Origin of the sequence: Oceaniovalibus sp. ACAM 378 (assembly GCF_008085915.1) — a bacterium.
Classification (GTDB): Bacteria; Pseudomonadota; Alphaproteobacteria; order Rhodobacterales; family Rhodobacteraceae; genus Oceaniglobus.
On sequence record NZ_VSJK01000008.1, the window covers coordinates 17,019 to 33,587 of the forward strand.

Sequence of the window (16,569 nt, forward strand, 5' to 3'; positions counted from 1 at the left end):
CTTCCGGTAGATCCGACAAAGAAATCTCGAATCGGTCATTTTGGTCGGGTCTTTCGTCGCGGATGTCAATCACCAGCCCCTGATTGGGCAGGCGTTCGACGCTAAGCCGACAGGCGCAGGCGGTATCGATTTGAAGGCGACCTCCGCCAAGATCACGAAGTCCGCGCAATCTGGTTTGATTGATTCGCCGGAAAGAATCTGACAGATCGAACCGAAGTTCAGGCGCGTTCACTCGTAGTTCATGCGCCGCACCGCTGCGCCCCAACTGCCAGTCTGGCTGCTGCTGAAAATCGATAACGATCCGGGTGAAGCCGGGGTGATCCCCGGTGCGAACCGGCACGTCCTGGGCGCAGACGGTTGTCGCCAAGAGCAACAATGTCATGCCCGGAAAAAACTTGGCTAGAAGCGGCTTCATGCGGCTTTGGCGCCCTTAAGCGCCTGTTCCAACTCACTGAAGCCCGGGCGCATTGTGTGGGGGGTGTTCTGGCGTCCGACCTCGATGCAGATGCTGGCGGTGTGATTGTGCATGTTTGCAACCAAAACTTCGCGGATCAGCTGATAGAAATGCGCGTCTTCCTCAATCACGGTCTTGACCCGCGCGGCGAACGGCCCAACCAAGCCGTAGGCCAGAAAGACACCAAGAAAAGTACCCACCAATGCGCCTCCAATCATTTTGCCCAGCACTTCGGGCGGTTGATCGATGGACCCCATTGTTTTGATCACTCCAAGCACGGCGGCTACGATTCCAAGCGCGGGCAGCCCATCGGCCATCGTCTGCAACGCATGGCTGGAGTGCATGGCGTGGTGGAAGTTCGCCTCTATGCGCTTTTCCAGAACTTCCTCCACCTGGTGTGGATCATCATAGTTCATCGAAGCTGAACGCAGGGTGTCGCAGATCAACGCCATCGCTTCGTGATCGGCCTGAATCCGCGGGTAACGTCCAAAAATATCGCTACTTTCCGGCGCCTCAATGTGTCCTTCCAGCTGGACAGGATTCTGTTTGGCCAACCGGATCAATTCGTACAGCAGGCAAAGAAGGTCCCGGAAATCCGCGGGTTTCCAAATGGGTCCTTTGAAAACCTTACCGATATCTCTGATCGTGCGCTTGACCGAAGGCATGTCATTGGACAGCAGAAAGGCACCGACGGCGGCACCGCCAATTATCACCAATTCGAACGGAAGGGACTTCATGATGATGCCCATCTTGCCGCCGGCTGCGATATAGCCGCCAAACACCATGACAAAGATCACCACGATTCCGATAAGTCCAAGCATGGTCCATCCTTGTATTCTGTATTGCGCTCTCGCGCCGACTCTTACTGAGTCGAGTTAAAATCGTCCGAAGATCTCAGAGTTTGTCCCGGCCAATTACTCGTTCGGCACGTTGGCATGGCGCCCGGCCAAGATAACGCTGATCGTATATGCCGCGTCGGGAGACATGCCCTGAATGACTTTGGCAGCGGAATCAGCGCGCATCCTTCCAAGAAACCCGGCGGCAAAACTGGGCGCCATGGCCTCAAACAGCCTTGCCGCTTCTTTCGGTTTCATGTTTTCGTAAACGGCCGTCAGGCGTGTCACGTCATTTTCGGCGGCGCCGGTGGCCAAAGCCAGAGTGTTTTCCAGATCTGTTTCGGCTTCGGTCAGGGCTGCCAACTGGGCCGTGATATCCTGTTCTGCCCGTGCCAGGGCCGTAGTTCGGTCGGCGTTGAATTTTTCGCGTTGGTCGATGCGCTTTTCACGCTCGTCCAGCGCCGCCAAAACGGTGGCGACGTCCGGCGCTGGTGTGCACAAACCACTGGTTTCGGGTGCCGACGCGCCGATGTCACCCATCTCCCGGGCAATCGCCTGGCCGGGTCCGCCCATCAGCCGTAAAACGACCGAGATGCACAAAATCAGCGCCAACACGCTGAGTGGACCCTTTATGGAAGGTATGGTTTTCTTCCAACGGCCGGAGGTGTGAGGGCGCGTCATTGCACTGGTTCCGTAATATCTTGGCGGTTGCTGGCGAAAAACGATTTGGTTGGCCGGCTGCCCAGGGTCACGGGGACTGTTTGGCTGGGTGGCGGCGGCGCATGTTCGGGTCGGCGAAATGCGATATGCGAAACCGGCGTCGTCGCGGCAGGCGCGTCCGCTTCGTCGAGATCGTGGAGAGCGGCCACATGCAGTTCAAGCCGACGCGCGACATCTTCGGCCCGCGCCGTCAGATCGGCTAGAGAACCGCCCGAATCACTGGCCTGCGCCTGGGCAGACTTCAGCGTCCGCGTCATGTCGTCGACCTGCGCCGACAGTACTGCGATGGCACCGCCGACGCCCTTTTCCAGGTCGGTGAACCGTGTCAGGCGACGCGACAGGACGACGCAATAGAACGCGACACCCAAGGCTCCGGCAATCAGCAGGATATCTGAAATCAATGTCATCACTTTCCCTCAGCTCAATACAAATTCCATGATCAGTAAATCGCGCACACGGCCGTCGCCCGTGACGATCTGCACGCGTCGCAACATCTGTGCGCGCAGCCGCGTCAATCCGCCTGGCTTTTCCAATTCCGCAGGGTCGATGGCGCGCAAATAGCTGTTCAGGACATCGATAACCCGCGGCAAAAGCGCGGTAACTTCGGATTCGTTGGCCTTTGCCACTTCAAGCTGTGCCTGAAACCGCAGGTGGCGCGCATTCGTCCCCGGACTGAGCGACACCATGATCGGACTGATCGGTACAAAGGCGAAATCCGGCAGTCCGGGAACAACAGCGACGGGGGGGTCATTCTCTGATGATCGATCCTCGAAGATCATTCCGGACCACACTGCGTAAAAACCACCGCTGCCCAGCAACAAAGCCAGAAACAGCCCGATCAGCATACCCGGCTTTCCCGTTTTTCGGGGCGCCGCCCCAGCGTTCTGTCCTGTATCTGTGGTGGTCATATGGATTCCCGTTCTGTCCGACGAATCCTTCTTAACCCCGTGACCACTAACCGAATCTTAATCCGCACCGGCGCAATGTCCCGACAGGACAGGGCAAGAGCCCAATTCATCAGGAGGATGGTCTTGCAGCAACTTTTCGGAGTCTGGTCCGGCCTGTCGGTACAGCGTCAGGTCGTGGCGGTGCTGGCGGCGCTGGCGATGATCGTGGCTTCTGTCGGGCTTGTGCGGATGGCAACCACACCGTCGATGACGCTCCTTTACGCGGGGCTGGAAAACGGTGCCGCGGGCGAGGTCGTGCAATCGCTTGAAGCGCGGGGGATCGTTTATGAGATCCGAGGGTCATCGATTTTTGTCGACAGCACCCAACGCGATGAATTGCGTCTGACGCTGGCGTCTGAAGGTCTGCCCACGGGCAATGCGCTGGGGTACGAATTGCTCGATTCGTTGACGGGGTTTGGCACAACATCGCAGATGTTTGATGCGGCTTACTGGCGCGCCAAGGAAGGCGAACTGGCGCGCACAATCGTATCCAGCCCGACGATCCAGACCGCGCGTGTCCATATTGCGAACCCCGGATCGCGCCCGTTTCAACGAGATGTTGCGCCTACGGCGTCTGTCACCGTGACGACCGCCTCGGGCGGGTTGTCGGCGGGGCATGCCCGTGCGCTGCGCTTTCTTGTGGCATCGGCTGTGGCCGGGCTGGCGGCTGAGGATGTATCGGTGATCGATGCCCGGGGTGGTGTCGTGTTGGCGGGCGATTCGGAATCGCGCGTTCCCGACACCGGCCAGGACCGCGCGGCAGATATCCGCCGCAATGTAGAACGTCTGCTCGAGGCGCGGGTCGGATTCGGTAAGGCGGTTGTCGAAGTGGTCGTGGAAACCGTGACCGACCGCGAACAGATCACCGAGCGGAGGTTCGATCCTGAAGGACGTGTCGCGATCAGTTCAGATACCGAGGAAAGTTCGACCACCAGCAGCGACAAGGGCAGTGCGGATGTGACCGTGGCCAGCAACCTCCCCGATGGCGATGCCGCAGAGGGGGGTGACACGTCGCAATCCGAGAATTCCCAGACCCGCGAGCGGGTGAATTATGAAGTGTCGGAAACCCAGCGCGAGATACTGAAGGTCCCTGGTGCGATCAAGCGTGTCTCCGTGGCGGTACTGGTGGATGGAATCCGGACGACCGACGTGGATGGCACAGAATCCTGGGCGCCTCGCCCCGAGGACGAGATGCTGGCGCTGCGTGAGTTGGTCGGTGCGGCGATCGGGTTCGATGCAGAACGCGGTGACAGTCTGACACTGAAAACCATGGAGTTCGAACCGGTCAACGGTGAAGGCACGCCGCCGAGCGAGGGATTGTTCGGCCCGATCGTCTTTGACGCGATGCGTCTTGCGCAATTGGGCGTGCTGGGAATCGTCCTGCTTTTGCTTGGCCTGTTTGTTGTGCGCCCGATATTGACCAACACCCGCCGCGAAGACCCATTTGCCCTTGTGCCGCCCGCGCCCGGCGACACGGCGCTGATGGCCCTGACTGGGGTGATAGCCGATGACTCGGATCCCGGACCGGACGGGATACGGCAACTGGCCGCAAGGCAAGAGGGCAATGGCGATCCGGCGGCCGATCCCGTTGCCAGATTGCGCAAGCTGATCGACGAACGTCAGGAAGAATCGCTTGAGATATTGAAAAGCTGGATGGAAGACACCGAGGAGCCCGCTTGATGCCATCACCTTTTAGACTGGAAGAATTCGATGGGCCGGGGCGTACAACCGGCTTGCCCGACCTTGAAAGCTTGACGACGCCGCCCGAACAGGACGCGCTTGCCGCTTTTGACAAAGGCTATGCTGCGGGATGGGAAGACGCCGCAAAGGCGACGCGACAGGAGCAGGAGCAATCCAAAACCGCTGTTGCGCAGTCGCTGCAAGATCTTGGCTTTACCTATCAAGAGGCCCGCGCGCATGTCATGCGTTCGCTCACCCCACTGGTGTCAGGCATGCTGACCCGGCTTTTGCCCCGCCTGATCCGCGACACGCTGGGCGCGCGGATAATCGAAGAAATCGACGGGATTGCGGACAAATCGGCGGATTCCCCGATAGACCTGCTGATCGCGCCGGCGGGTGCCGACGATCTGCGCACGATCATCGGACGGATCACCGAACTTCCTCTGCGCGTCGTGGAGGAAGCAACGGTGCCCGAAGGACAGATTTTCCTCCGACTTGGACTGACCGAACGTGAAATCGATCTTTCGGGTGCGCTCGACAGTATCAGCGCGGCTCTGAATGGGTTGGATTCGCTCAACCGTAAGGAGTCCGTCCATGGATGACACCATTTTCACGCCCGCGGCGCACCCGTTTACCCAGGTGCCTATCGAAATCACAATCTCCGTCGGCAAGGCCCGACCGGTGTTGCGTGATCTCCTGCGTCTCGGCAAAGATGCGATCCTGCCGCTCGATACCCGGGTCGACGATCCGGTCGAGTTGTTTGTAGGCGACCGCCTGATTGCACGGGGCGAACTGCACGAACTTGACGGTGACCAGGCCGGGCAGCTTGCCGTGCGCCTGACCGAAGTGGCCGATCTGAAGAACGGATTGTGAAAATGCGCTTTTTCTGGGGGGGGCTGGCCGCCGCACTGCTGTTCGGCGGGGCGGCTTCGGCCCAGGAGATTGCAATTAACCTTGGCGGTGACACCTCGCTGGCTGGCAGATCAGTTCAACTTCTCGCGTTGATCACGCTGCTCAGTCTAGTGCCAGGGCTGGCGATTATGATCACATGCTTTCCGTTCATCGTGACTGTCCTGTCGATTCTGCGACAGGGAATCGGCCTGCAACAATCGCCACCGAACATGCTGATCGTCACACTTGCGCTGTTCCTGACCTATTTCGTGATGGAGCCGGTCTTCCAATCGGCTTGGGACACCGGGATCGGGCCGTTGGTCGACGGCGTACTCACACCCGATGTCGCGATCCCTCGGGCGTTGGAGCCGTTTCGCTCTTTCATGACCGGACGGATCGATCCGTCGACGTTCGAGGCCTTGGTCAGCCTTCGCCCCGATGCTGCGGGTGCCGAGCTTTCGCCTGCGGCACCGCTGTCGCTTATGGTGCCGTCTTTTCTGCTTTCCGAGATCGAACGGGCGTTTCAGGTGGGATTTTTGATCTTTCTGCCGTTTCTGATCATCGATCTGGTGGTCGCGGCTATCTTGATGTCGATGGGCATGATGATGGTGCCGCCAGCCATCGTATCATTGCCATTCAAGCTCGCCTTTTTCGCTGTCGCCGATGGGTGGACATTGATTTCGGGTGCCTTGGTTCGCAGTTATTTCTGAAGACTCGACCAATTGGCGCGCCGGCATGCTCCTGCAAGCGACTGACCTGCCCCCCCTGGACTGTCCCTCGTTCATAACGAGAGTCCTTGGGTTTTTGATGCGCTAACCAAAGTGTTCCCGGTTGGGGCCGGAAATTCCGCAGTTTGATCACGCAGACGGGCTGGATGCGTCTGGTGATTTTATCAGCGCTGCCGGGACCTCGTTCCCAATTGCGCTGTGCGATCGTTCTTCGTTGTAGTCTCGTCGCCAAGCCTCCAACTTTTCGGCGGTATCTTCAACTCTGAGATTATACGATTTCGGCCCACGGCCGCATCAAGCTCCTGACGCCCTCCAGGCTTGCCAGCTTGCCTGAATGGAATGGCTCGCATCGGGGATCTGGAATGTCTCGACCGTGGTGTAACGGTTGAAACCGCTGGCGCGCACCGCCGCCATGATCGCGGCGATGTCCCACATACCGTCACCCACCGGCAGCCGGTCGGAATCGGTAATGTGGAAATGCCAGAACAGGTCGCCCGCCAGCGCACAGGCTTCTGCCACGTCTTCGCCCTCGATCAGGATATGCGCGGCATCAAGCATCAATCCAAGGTTGTCCAATGCCAGATCGCGCACGAATTTGACCGCCGCTCCGGTAGTCATCAGACAGTTGGCATATTCGTGATTTACCGGCTCAAGCAGGATGGGCACACCGGGCGTGCGGTCCAGGGCGGCGCGGATGGCTTCGGCGATCCAGTCTTCGGTCTGCTGGCGCGCAACGCCTTCAACATACCGCCCGCGCAGTCGCCCAATGTTGACCATCGCGCCATATTCGGCGGCCAGATCCATGGCAGCGTGCATCCGGTCGCGGGCCTGCTGGCGGATTTCGGGCGCGGGGTCGGCAAAGCTGAGCTTGTCCTGACCATACACTTCGCCGGTGCAGATTGCAGGCAAATCAAGGCCGCTGTCGGCCACCGCACGGCGCAGTTCGGCCCGGTCGATGCGTGCCGGATCGGCCACCAAAAGCTCGACACCGTCATATCCCGTCTCTCGGATCAGGTTCAGCACCGGTGCCATGTCACCCCGGATCGCAGTGACCTTGTCGTGGATCACATCGGGGGTGGCATACATATATGCAATTTTCATTATTTCATGAACCTCAGATCGTTGAGTTCAGCCAACTTGCGGTGAATGACCTCTTTGCGCAGGACGCTGACGTTCGGGATGGCAAATTCCTGAACGTTGAAATACTCGGCCTTCACTTCGCTGCCACGGGCGATGCGCATGACCAGATCCACGATTTCAAGACCGACCTGGGGCAGGGTCTTGCTGCCGTCCAGAATATCGCCGGCGCTGAGGTCAATGTCGTCGGCAAGGCTGCGGAAGATTTCGTTGTTCGAACTGATCTTGGCCACCGGCGCTACTGCCGAACCGGTGGGCGTTCCCTTGCCCGTCGTGAACAGCACCATATGCGCGCCCGCAGACACCTTGCCAGTGACCGACGAGATGTCAAAGCCGGGCGTATCCATGATGACCACGCCCTTTTCTGTCGGTCTTTCACCATAGCCAACCACCTGCACCACCGGAGTCGTCCCGGCCTTGTGAATGCAACCCAGCGATTTTTCCTCGATCGTCGTCAGCCCACCCTTGATGTTTCCCGGCGAGATGAAAATGCCGCTGTCGTCCTCGGTGGTCATCGAGAGTTCGATCTCGTATTCCTTGATCAGCGCCATCAACTTGCGCTGCACTTCCTCGGTCTTGCCACGTTTCCACAGCGCATGTTCGGCGCCGACCATTTCGGTGATTTCCGACAGAATGACCGTACCGCCATATCCGACGATGATATCCGCCGCCTCGCCGACCGCCGGGTTCGCGGTCAGCCCCGAGAACGCATCAGATGACCCGCACTCAAGCCCGATCAGCAGTTCGGACAGATCGCCGTCGTCCTGTGGTTCCTTTTCAAGCGCCTCCTGGAAGGCACGCACCCTTGCGATTCCGGTCTGCCCGGTCGCCCGGGCGCCGCCACCCAGTTGCACGACCAGCGTTTCCACCGGCTTGCCCGACTTTGCGATTGCGTCTGCGATCCTCTGGGCCGAAGCTGTTTCACAGCCCAGCGACAGCACCAGAACCGCGCCGACGTTTGGGTGCAGCCCATGGCCGATGAACGTATCTTCGGTGGTAGTGTTCTCGATCGCGTCGAAGGTGCAGCCATAGGGGTGGCTGAATGTCATTGCGCCGGTCTTCATCGCGACGTCCAGCGCCACACGGTTCACACAGGATACCGTCGGCAAAACCAGAACGTGATTGCGGATGCCGATGCCACCGTCCTTGCGGCGGAAGCCTTTGAAGGTTGTATTCATCGCCCTGTCCTTTCCGTTGTGCCTATTCGTGCCGCCGCGCCTTGAGGCCACGGCAATTGTGTACATGGACCCATTGACCCGCCGCGATATCACTGGTCGCCATGCCGATGACTTCGCCGTATTTCAGAATGTGCTCGCCCTCTGCGATGTCGCGCAGTGCAATCTTGTGACCACGCGGAATAGCCTCGGCCACGGCGATTTCGGCGCCCGTCCGCGCGCCGGTGATTTGCACCATTTCGCCCTGCGCAAGGTCGCCCACGGCCGTGGCCACGGTATCGGTGTTTCGAATCTGGATGGCGGAGGTCATGGGTTCAAGCCCCTTTCGTTGATACGGAACGCGTCACAGCAGGATTCCGGGCAGGAAGGTCGAAAGACCGGGAAAGAAGATCGTAAGCAGCAATACGACGACCATCGCCCCAAGGAACGGCAATACCGCCCGTGAGGATTGCGCAAATGGCACTTCGGCGATCCGCGAGGCTGTCATCAACGTCACCCCCAGCGGCGGGGTGTTTGCCCCGATGCAAAGGTTGACCACAAACATTACCCCAAAGTGCAGCGGGTCAATGCCGTACCCGTTCACCACCGGCATCAGGATCGGGATCAGGATGATGATCAACGCGTTGCTTTCCATGAAGGTGCCGATCAGCAACAGCAGAATATTGACCATCAGCAGGAATATCAGCGCGTTGGGCGCGACGGCAGAAAAGAACTCGGTCAGTTGCTGGGGCACCCGTTCGGTGGTGATGATCCAGGCGAACAGGTTGGACACTCCGATGATCAGCAGGACCGGCACCGTGATCCGCACCACTTGAAAGGCGATCTCGGGCAGCGCCTTCAGCGGGATTTCACGATAGATAAAGACGGACAGAACAAAGGCATAGGCCACGGCCAGCACGGCGGCCTCGGTCACTGTGACGATGCCGAGGATGATGCCGCCAAGGATGATCACCGGCAGCATCAGCGGCGGCAGCGCGCCAAAGGTGGCCATGATCAGTTCTTGCAGGCTTGCCCGATCGCCGCCGCCATAGCCCCGGCGCCGGCTGATGATGACCGAGATCACGATCAGCGACAGCGCCATCAGCACCCCGGGGATCAACCCGGCCAACAACAGCCCGGCGATCGAGATGTTGCCGGTCGCGCCAAGGATCACCATGGTCAGGCTGGGCGGGATGAGCGAGGCCAGAACCCCGCAGCACCCCTGAAGGGCGGCGGCAAAGCTTGCGGCATAGCCCTTGGCCTTCATCGCCGGGATCATGATTGACCCGATGGCGGCGGTATCGCCGATGGCCGAACCCGAAAGCGCCCCGAACAGGGTTGACCCGACCACTGTCACTCCGGCCAGACCGCCCGAGATATGGCCGATCAGCGCGTTGGCCAGACGCATCATCCGCCGGGTGATGCCGCCGTGCTCCATCAGCACGCCGGCAAAGACGAACATCGGCAGCGCCAGAAACGGATAGGAATACAACCCCTGGGTGGTGCGCTGCGCGATCAGAGCGATGTTGATACCCTCGATCCACAGATAGCCCATGCAGGCCGCGCCGATGGCAAAGGCGATGGGCACGTTCAGCCCGATCAGTGCCAGAAGCGTGACGAAAATGAACGCGGTCATCATTGGCTGTCAGCCCCTTCGCTGCGACCCAACAGGGTATTTATCAACTGTTCCAAAGACACCAGCGCCATCAGAAATCCACCGACCAATGCGCCGCCGTATTGCCAGGCGACCGAGATCTGCAGGCCCGGGGTGATCGATTTGTAGGTTTTGCCGACAAGGATCCAGGCGCCGTAGATCAGGCACAAACAGAAGACGAAGATCAGCGCCCGGCCCAGAATGTTGGCGGCATGTCGCCAGCGGGGCGACAGCGTGTCGACAAAAACGTCGATTGCCAGATGCTCATAGCGCATCATCAGCAGCGCCGAACCGAGAAAGGTCATCCAGGTCATCAAAAGCAGGGACAGTTCTTCGGACCAGACAAACGGCGTCTCAAGAACATAGCGCCAGATGACCTGCCCAAGGATCACCAGCGTCATGGCAAAGACCATGAGCATCAAGATCCAGCGCAGGACGATGGCGACGGTAGCGGTGATCGCATGCATTCAGGATATTCTCCGGCGCGATGACAGGACGTGGCAGGTTCCCGGCGGCGCAATACGGCCGCCGGGATTGTTCAGGGGTTACTGGCCTTGCGAATACTTGCGCACCAGACCCAGCAAGTCTTCGCCGAACACGCCCTCGTATTTTGTCCAGACCGGCTGCACAGCCTCCTGGAAAGCGGCGGCATCGGGGCGGGTGACTTTCATCCCCGACTCTTCCAGCTTTTTCAGGATCTCGTCATCGCCGTCACGGATCATGGCCCGTTCCTTGTCGCGCCAGATCGCCGCTTTTTCCATGACGATGGTCTGCTGTTCCTCGGTCAGATCGTCCCAGGCATCCTGCGAAACGGTCAGCACCGCCGAGCCCCAGATATGGCCGGACAGAGCCAGATGGTCCTGCACCTCGTGGAACTTCGACGCATAGATCGTGGCAAGCGGGTTTTCCTGACCATCCACCACGTTCTGCTGCAACGCGGTGAACACTTCGGAAAACGCCATCGGTGTGGGCAGGGCGCCCAGTTCGCGGAACGTATCAAGGCGCAATTCGGCCTCGGGGACGCGCAGCTTCATGCCGGCCAGATCGGCCGGGGTCTCGACCGGGCGGGCCGAATTGGTGATATGGCGATAGCCGCTTTCCCACCAGCTGAGCGCTACAATGTCATGCTCCGCAAGGATATCGGCCAGCGCCTCGCCCAACTCGCCGTCCAGCGCGGCATAGGCGGTTTCGCGGGTCGGCCATGCATAGGGCAGTTCCTCGACGATCAACCGCTTGTCCAGAACCTGAAGCGCGCCGGTGCCGAACAGACCCATCTCGACCGTGCCAAGGCCCAAACCTTCGGCCACTTCGCGGTCGCCGCCCAGCTGGCTGCTGGGATAGACTTCGATCACGACCTCGCCATCGGTGGCGGCCTTCACGTCCTCGGAAAGACCGTTCAACGCGATCTGCCAGGGGTGGTCGGCGGCAAAGACATGACCCACCTTCAACTTGGTTTCCGCAGCGGCGATGCCGGCACTTGCGACTAGGGCAACCGCGGCGACGGTGGCTTTCATGAAGGTCATTGTGGATATGGTTTTCGTCATTGTTTCTCTCGCTCTGCTGGTTGGGTGCCCCGATTGTCGGGGTCATTGGTGTTGAGGTAGGCGCCGATCGCGGCAGTGTAGATATCGATCGCCGCCAGATATTCCGCGATCTCGATGAACTCGTCCGTCTGATGCGCCTGATCGGCCCGCCCCGGCCCAAGGATCACGATATCCTGGCCGATCTCTTGAAAGACCGAGGCATCGGTAAAGTAATTCGCGCTGCCCGGCGGCGCGCCATTGCGCCCCACCGCGGCCAGCCCTTGGCGGACAGCGTCCAGAATGGCGGCATCGGCTGCTGTCTCGACCGCGGGCAGATCAAGCAGCGGCGTGATGGTCAGGGTGCCGCCCTGTCGGGCATCGGCGATGTTGCGCGCCATCGCATTCAGACGCCCAAGAAGCGCACCGTGATCCTGGCCCGGCAGGGTGCGGAAATCGACCACCATGAACCCCTTGTCGGGGATGACATTGTTGCCTTTTCCAGCACCGATCCGGGTCACGGCCATGGTGGCGGGCGTCATATGGCCATTGGGGTCAGTGGCCAGCGGCAAACGACCCAGATCCCCGCGAAAACGGTCCAGCAGGTCGATGACATTCACGCCCTCGCTGGGGGCGGAACTGTGCGCGGTCCGGCCTGTGGCATCGACCTGCACCCAGAGCACCCCCTTGTGGGCGTTGATCGGCTGGTTCGAGCTGGGCTCGGCGACGATCATCGCATCGAAGGGCGGCAGATGCCCGTCATCGACCATCTGCCGCGCCCCGTGCGAGCCGGTTTCTTCGGCAAAACTGGCGGCAAAGACAACTTCACCGGCGAAATCGCCTTGGTTCCGGATATTGAAGGCGAGAAAGGCGAAAAGCAGGGCCAGCAGGCCACCCTTCATGTCGGCAGTGCCGCGCCCGTACATCCGCCCGTCGATAATGGTGGCCGAGAACGGATCATGGGTCCATTCGCTCTCGCCCAGAGGGACGGTGTCCAGATGACCGCTCAGGACCAGGCGGCGCCCCGGCCGGTTGCCTTGAAGAGTCGCCACAAGATTGGCCTGTCCGTCGCGGCAAAGACGCAGATCGGTTTTGATCCCGGCCTGATCCAGAACCCTGCACAACATGCGGGCCAGCACTGCCTCGTTGCCGGGCGGATTCACTGTATCGCAGCGCACCGCCTCTTGCAGGAAAGCGATTGGATCGGGAGGGCCGGGCGCCATCGCCGCGGTGGGTTCATCTGCCGCGGCGAACTGCGGTCTGTCGGCTCGGCGCATGAAACGTCCCCTCTGTCGCTGACAAGGTAAGGATAGCACTTTGGCAAAAGGCGAACTATTGACCAGAATCGAAATTGTGAGTTTGGTATTTGTATGATTCATACAAATACCTATCCGGACGCATCTGCCGGCCCATCCCTGACGGTCCGCGAAATGCTTGAACTTGAAGCCATGACAGGCGCGCAGGTGCTTGCGGGCGCCAAGGGGTTGGGACGCGAAGTCCGCTCGGCAACCGTCATCGACGCGCCCGACGGCACACAGTGGACCCGCGAATACGAGTTCCTCATGACCTCCACCTTTCCGCTGGCTGCCCTTGGGCCACAACTTGAGCCCTTGATTGTCGATCTGGCGGCACGCGGAATATCGGGACTGGGCGTGAAACTGACCCGCTATATGAAGGAATTGCCGCAACCGGTGCTGGACGCGGCGGATCGGTTGGGCTTTCCCATCGTCTCGCTGCCTGACCACATGCCTTGGGTCGACCTGATCAATCCGATTTTGACCAATGCGCTGTCCAGACGGGCCGACCAACTGCGGCGATCCGAAGCGATCTATGGCGGCTTTACCGACAGCCTGATATCCAGTTCGCGACTGGACGATCTGGCGCGTCTTCTGGCGGAAATGGTCGGAAACCCCGTCGTCATCGATTGCGAGGCCGAAGGCATCACCGCGTGGTCCGACACTGCGCTGGGGGCGGGCGGCCTTCTGGCGCGACTGCGTGAGACCCGTGGGTGCGAAGGTCACAGCCTCAACGCCGCGCATCGCGTCGAACGGCACAATGCGCGCGCCGGATCGCTGGTTTGCGCATCCCTGGCAGACGAGGTGGGCGGCGGCCATATCGCGATCTTCGAACAGAACCGCCCCTTCAACGACAGCGATCTAGACTGCCTGCTACATGCCAGGAAGGCCTGTTCGATCAAGGTGTTGCAACTGTCTGCCGAGCGACAGGTCCAACGCACCCGCGAAAGCGATCTGCTGTCGGCTCTGGTCACGCCGTTCAGCAACCGCAGCGAACACCGCAAGGTCGTGCAAGCGGCGCAGGAGGCCGGACACGGGCTGGACGGGCCGCACATCGTGATCACCTGCCGGATAGAAGACGTGGCACAGCACCGCATGTACGAGGTGATCAAGGCATCGCATGTCCACCTGATCGACCGTCGGGACATCCTGATCGGGTTTCCGCACCCAGGGCTTGCCACGCTCATCGTGAGCCGGTGCGAGCGGATGACCCAGGGTGATGTGGTGGCGCTGCTGACCGATCTGCACAGTCGGCTTGCGGCGCAGGTTCCCGGACTGCGGCTGACGTGCGGCGTCAGTCACCGGTTGGCTGATCCCGCCGCGCTGCCGGGTGGGTTCGTCCAGGCCGAGCAGGCGCGCCGTTTTGGAGAGGGCGCACAATCCCCTTGCGCCATCCACTGGTTCGAGGAAGTCGGGCTGCTACGCCTGCTTTTGCATCCGGCAATTCAGGCCGAAGCGCATAATTTCGTTGAGGACTGGCTGTCAATCCTGACCGATCACGATGCCCGCAGGGACAGTCAGCTTGTCGCCACTCTGGCTGCCTATCTGGAAACCAATGGCAATCACAGAAAGGCGGCCGAAAGGCTGGATATTCATCACAACTCAATCCGCTACCGGATGCAGATGATCCGGAAACTGACTGGCCATGACGTAATGACGCCGGGCATCAGGCTGCAATACGATCTGGCCTTGGCTCTCCTTCGGATGCAGGATCGGCAGATCCCTCCCTCCAAAGGTCGCAATCCTAGTGCATCCAGGACGCCGGATAGAGCGCCAGCGCCGGAATATAAGTGATCACCAGAAGGGCAATGATCAACGCAATCAGGAACGGTTTGATGGCGCGGATGAACTCGGCGATGCTGGTGCCGGAAATACCGCAGGCCACATACATCAGCACCCCCAGCGGCGGCGTAAGCTGACCGATCACCAGATTCACCACCATGACGATGCCGAAATGCACCGGGTTGATCCCCAGGGTGTTGATCAACGGCATCATGATCGGCACCAGAATGATGATCAGAACCAGTGTTTCCATGAAGGTGCCCAGCACCAGCAGGATGATGTTGATCAGCAGAAAGGTCAGCATCGGATCGTCGGTGATGCTGGTCAGCAACGCGAGCAACTGCTGAGGCGCCTGCCCAACCGACAGGATCCAGCCGAAGGGCGCGGCCGTCGCGGCAATCACAAGGATCGACGAGGTGTCGCGGGCCGAAGAAGAAAAGATCGCCGGCAGTTCGCGGATATTCAGCGTGCGATAGACGAACAGGCCGACGACAAAGGCGTATGCAGCAGCGACGGCCGCAACCTCGGTCGCGGTGAAAATACCCATGCGAAACCCGACGATGATGATCACCGGCATCAACAGCGCCCAGGAGGCCCCGAAAAATGTCCGCCGCAATGCGCGCCACGAAAAGTCCGCGCCCCGCCCATAGCCGTGGCGCCAGGTCATATAGGCCACGGTCAGGACAAGCGCTGTGGCAATCACCACTCCGGGCAGAATACCGGCCAGGAACAGCGCCCCGATCGAGACATTGGCCTGCCAGCCATAGATGATCAGCAGGATTGACGGCGGGATCACCGGCGCCAGCACCGCTGCGGATGCGGTCAAGCCGACGCTGAACCCCTTGTCATAGCCGGCCTTCACCATCTGCGGCACGAACACCCGTGTTGTCGCCGCGCAATCGGCCAAGGACGACCCCGAAATCCCCGCCATCAGCACGTTGGTCAGCACATTGACATAGGCCATACCGCCCCGGATATGGCCGACAAGCGCGCCGGTCAGGGTAAACAGGCGCTCGGAAATCCCCGAGGCGTTCATCAGTGACCCGGCAAGGATGAACAGCGGGATTGCCAGCAGCGGGAACGACTGGACCCCGGCCGTCATGCGCTGCACGGCAATGGTCAGCGGAATTCCCTCAAGCCAGATTACAGCCATCGACGAAGCGGCCAGCGCAAAAGCCGTTGGCACACCGATCAGAAGGAACAGGACCAGCAACAACAGCAGAGTGACGATCATGACGCCATCTCGGTTTCGGCTTGAATTTCGATCGTGCTCATCAGGGCGCCGCGCAATCCGCTGTCGACGCTGTTGCGCAGGACGTGCAGGGCGGCGCAAAGACTGGTGACAGGCAGCGCCAGCGTATAAATTCCAAAGGTCAGGCCCAGCATTGGCGTCAGATCGCCCCATGTGGTGCGCACATAGCGAAAGCCGTAAAAGGTGGCGACCGCAAAGACCCCCAGACATACCAGAACAGCAGCAAGAGCCGCCAAAAGTTCAAGTCGTTTGGGCAAAACGCGCAACAGGATGTCGATGCGGATGTGCTGATGGGTGGCAAGCGCCGCGCTGGACCCGATGAAAACCATCCAGGTGAAGACCATCGTCAGCAGTTCTTCAGTCCAGGTGATGGGCGAGCCAAGGACATAGCGGAAGAAGACCGTCGCTGTCAGGACGGTGAAAATGGTTCCCAAGAGCATCCATAACAGATGATGTTCGATCATTCTAACCGCATCATCGACTCTAAGGATCCATTTCTTCACACTATTCTCCCCTGGC

The 16,569-nt window shown here is 60.1% G+C and carries 18 protein-coding genes and 1 pseudogene; 5 read left to right on the top strand and 14 right to left on the bottom strand.

Features of this window, described 5'->3' with window-relative positions; genetic code table 11:
- Positions 1-411 precede the first annotated feature (411 nt).
- The 4 genes from motA to fliL all read right to left on the bottom strand — a co-directional run bounded on the left by motA (position 412) and on the right by fliL (position 2,918).
- Positions 412-1,275 (bottom strand): flagellar motor stator protein MotA, encoded by an 864-nt coding sequence (gene motA, locus FQ320_RS11985; protein WP_148472537.1) that lies wholly within the window; start codon positions 1,273-1,275, stop codon positions 412-414.
- A 93-nt stretch (positions 1,276-1,368) separates the two neighbouring features.
- Positions 1,369-1,905 carry a MotE family protein gene (locus FQ320_RS11990; RefSeq protein WP_255509480.1) on the bottom strand — a complete coding sequence of 179 codons (537 nt, stop codon included), beginning with the start codon at positions 1,903-1,905 and terminating at the stop codon, positions 1,369-1,371.
- A 62-nt stretch (positions 1,906-1,967) separates the two neighbouring features.
- Positions 1,968-2,417, bottom strand: a complete 450-nt coding sequence (locus FQ320_RS26425) for a hypothetical protein (protein ID WP_255509481.1) — start codon at positions 2,415-2,417, stop codon at positions 1,968-1,970.
- 9 nt (positions 2,418-2,426) lie between these two features.
- Positions 2,427-2,918: a flagellar basal body-associated protein FliL gene (gene fliL, locus FQ320_RS12000; protein WP_148472541.1), complete on the bottom strand. Its 492-nt coding sequence runs from the start codon at positions 2,916-2,918 to the stop codon at positions 2,427-2,429.
- A 117-nt stretch (positions 2,919-3,035) separates the two neighbouring features.
- Between fliL and fliF the strand changes: the two genes are divergently transcribed.
- Genes fliF through fliP form a run of 4 tightly spaced genes read left to right on the top strand, consistent with a single transcriptional unit; the run spans position 3,036 to position 6,238 of the window.
- On the top strand, positions 3,036-4,637 hold the full coding sequence (gene fliF / locus FQ320_RS12005) for a flagellar basal-body MS-ring/collar protein FliF (protein WP_370513053.1): 1,602 nt from the start codon (positions 3,036-3,038) through the stop codon (positions 4,635-4,637).
- Positions 4,637-5,239: an ABC transporter ATP-binding protein gene (locus FQ320_RS12010; RefSeq protein WP_148472544.1), complete on the top strand. Its 603-nt coding sequence runs from the start codon at positions 4,637-4,639 to the stop codon at positions 5,237-5,239. Before fliF ends, FQ320_RS12010 begins: the two co-directional genes overlap by 1 nt.
- A complete protein-coding gene (locus FQ320_RS12015; RefSeq protein WP_148472546.1) occupies positions 5,232-5,510 on the top strand; it encodes a FliM/FliN family flagellar motor C-terminal domain-containing protein in 279 nt (92 codons plus the stop codon). Before FQ320_RS12010 ends, FQ320_RS12015 begins: the two co-directional genes overlap by 8 nt.
- Before the next feature lie 2 nt (positions 5,511-5,512).
- Positions 5,513-6,238, top strand: coding sequence for a flagellar type III secretion system pore protein FliP (gene fliP / locus FQ320_RS12020; protein ID WP_148472548.1), 726 nt, complete (start codon positions 5,513-5,515; stop codon positions 6,236-6,238).
- A gap of 147 nt (positions 6,239-6,385) precedes the next feature.
- On the opposite strand, the pseudogene FQ320_RS12025 reads toward fliP, so the two are convergent.
- From FQ320_RS12025 to FQ320_RS12060, 8 genes and pseudogenes are all read right to left on the bottom strand, one after another.
- Positions 6,386-6,523: pseudogene (locus FQ320_RS12025) on the bottom strand (integrase core domain-containing protein); the annotation flags it as partial.
- Between the two features lie 27 nt (positions 6,524-6,550).
- Positions 6,551-7,357 (bottom strand): sugar phosphate isomerase/epimerase, encoded by an 807-nt coding sequence (locus FQ320_RS12030; RefSeq protein ID WP_148472552.1) that lies wholly within the window; start codon positions 7,355-7,357, stop codon positions 6,551-6,553.
- Positions 7,357-8,571 carry a UxaA family hydrolase gene (locus FQ320_RS12035; protein WP_187393878.1) on the bottom strand — a complete coding sequence of 405 codons (1,215 nt, stop codon included), beginning with the start codon at positions 8,569-8,571 and terminating at the stop codon, positions 7,357-7,359. Before FQ320_RS12035 ends, FQ320_RS12030 begins: the two co-directional genes overlap by 1 nt.
- 22 nt (positions 8,572-8,593) lie before the next feature.
- Positions 8,594-8,878 (bottom strand): UxaA family hydrolase, encoded by a 285-nt coding sequence (locus FQ320_RS12040; protein WP_148472556.1) that lies wholly within the window; start codon positions 8,876-8,878, stop codon positions 8,594-8,596.
- 33 nt (positions 8,879-8,911) lie between these two features.
- Positions 8,912-10,186 carry a TRAP transporter large permease gene (locus tag FQ320_RS12045; protein ID WP_148472557.1) on the bottom strand — a complete coding sequence of 425 codons (1,275 nt, stop codon included), beginning with the start codon at positions 10,184-10,186 and terminating at the stop codon, positions 8,912-8,914.
- On the bottom strand, positions 10,183-10,668 hold the full coding sequence (locus tag FQ320_RS12050) for a TRAP transporter small permease (protein WP_148472559.1): 486 nt from the start codon (positions 10,666-10,668) through the stop codon (positions 10,183-10,185). Before FQ320_RS12050 ends, FQ320_RS12045 begins: the two co-directional genes overlap by 4 nt.
- Positions 10,669-10,746: 78 nt before the next feature.
- Complete coding sequence (locus FQ320_RS12055) at positions 10,747-11,745, bottom strand: DctP family TRAP transporter solute-binding subunit (RefSeq protein ID WP_148472561.1); 999 nt, start codon at positions 11,743-11,745, stop codon at positions 10,747-10,749.
- On the bottom strand, positions 11,742-12,998 hold the full coding sequence (locus FQ320_RS12060) for a M20 family metallopeptidase (protein ID WP_187393879.1): 1,257 nt from the start codon (positions 12,996-12,998) through the stop codon (positions 11,742-11,744). The genes FQ320_RS12055 and FQ320_RS12060 overlap by 4 nt, the downstream gene beginning before the upstream one ends.
- Before the next feature lie 153 nt (positions 12,999-13,151).
- Here FQ320_RS12060 and FQ320_RS12065 point away from each other — a divergent pair, with 153 nt between their 5' ends.
- Entirely contained in the window at positions 13,152-14,810 is a 1,659-nt protein-coding gene (locus FQ320_RS12065; protein ID WP_187393880.1) for a PucR family transcriptional regulator, read from the top strand.
- Here FQ320_RS12065 and FQ320_RS12070 read toward each other — a convergent pair.
- On the bottom strand, positions 14,761-16,032 hold the full coding sequence (locus FQ320_RS12070; protein ID WP_148472567.1) for a TRAP transporter large permease: 1,272 nt from the start codon (positions 16,030-16,032) through the stop codon (positions 14,761-14,763). The genes FQ320_RS12065 and FQ320_RS12070 overlap by 50 nt on opposite strands.
- Positions 16,029-16,553 (bottom strand): TRAP transporter small permease, encoded by a 525-nt coding sequence (locus FQ320_RS12075; RefSeq protein ID WP_148472569.1) that lies wholly within the window; start codon positions 16,551-16,553, stop codon positions 16,029-16,031. The genes FQ320_RS12070 and FQ320_RS12075 overlap by 4 nt, the downstream gene beginning before the upstream one ends.
- Positions 16,554-16,569: the final 16 nt, after the last annotated feature.

Excerpts from the sequence above, each read along its gene's own strand:
- motA (WP_148472537.1), bottom strand. The coding sequence starts at position 1,275 with ATGCTTGGACTTATCGGAATCGTGGTGATCTTTGTCATGGTGTTTGGC.
- FQ320_RS26425 (WP_255509481.1), bottom strand. The coding sequence starts at position 2,417 with ATGACATTGATTTCAGATATCCTGCTGATTGCCGGAGCCTTGGGTGTC.
- fliL (WP_148472541.1), bottom strand. The coding sequence starts at position 2,918 with ATGACCACCACAGATACAGGACAGAACGCTGGGGCGGCGCCCCGAAAA.
- fliF (WP_370513053.1), top strand. The coding sequence starts at position 3,036 with ATGGTCTTGCAGCAACTTTTCGGAGTCTGGTCCGGCCTGTCGGTACAG.
- FQ320_RS12010 (WP_148472544.1), top strand. The coding sequence starts at position 4,637 with ATGCCATCACCTTTTAGACTGGAAGAATTCGATGGGCCGGGGCGTACA.
- FQ320_RS12015 (WP_148472546.1), top strand. The coding sequence starts at position 5,232 with ATGGATGACACCATTTTCACGCCCGCGGCGCACCCGTTTACCCAGGTG.
- fliP (WP_148472548.1), top strand. The coding sequence starts at position 5,513 with ATGCGCTTTTTCTGGGGGGGGCTGGCCGCCGCACTGCTGTTCGGCGGG.
- FQ320_RS12030 (WP_148472552.1), bottom strand. The coding sequence starts at position 7,357 with ATGAAAATTGCATATATGTATGCCACCCCCGATGTGATCCACGACAAG.
- FQ320_RS12035 (WP_187393878.1), bottom strand. The coding sequence starts at position 8,571 with ATGAATACAACCTTCAAAGGCTTCCGCCGCAAGGACGGTGGCATCGGC.
- FQ320_RS12040 (WP_148472556.1), bottom strand. The coding sequence starts at position 8,878 with ATGACCTCCGCCATCCAGATTCGAAACACCGATACCGTGGCCACGGCC.
- FQ320_RS12045 (WP_148472557.1), bottom strand. The coding sequence starts at position 10,186 with ATGATGACCGCGTTCATTTTCGTCACGCTTCTGGCACTGATCGGGCTG.
- FQ320_RS12050 (WP_148472559.1), bottom strand. The coding sequence starts at position 10,668 with ATGCATGCGATCACCGCTACCGTCGCCATCGTCCTGCGCTGGATCTTG.
- FQ320_RS12055 (WP_148472561.1), bottom strand. The coding sequence starts at position 11,745 with ATGACGAAAACCATATCCACAATGACCTTCATGAAAGCCACCGTCGCC.
- FQ320_RS12060 (WP_187393879.1), bottom strand. The coding sequence starts at position 12,998 with ATGCGCCGAGCCGACAGACCGCAGTTCGCCGCGGCAGATGAACCCACC.
- FQ320_RS12065 (WP_187393880.1), top strand. The coding sequence starts at position 13,152 with ATGCTTGAACTTGAAGCCATGACAGGCGCGCAGGTGCTTGCGGGCGCC.
- FQ320_RS12070 (WP_148472567.1), bottom strand. The coding sequence starts at position 16,032 with ATGATCGTCACTCTGCTGTTGTTGCTGGTCCTGTTCCTTCTGATCGGT.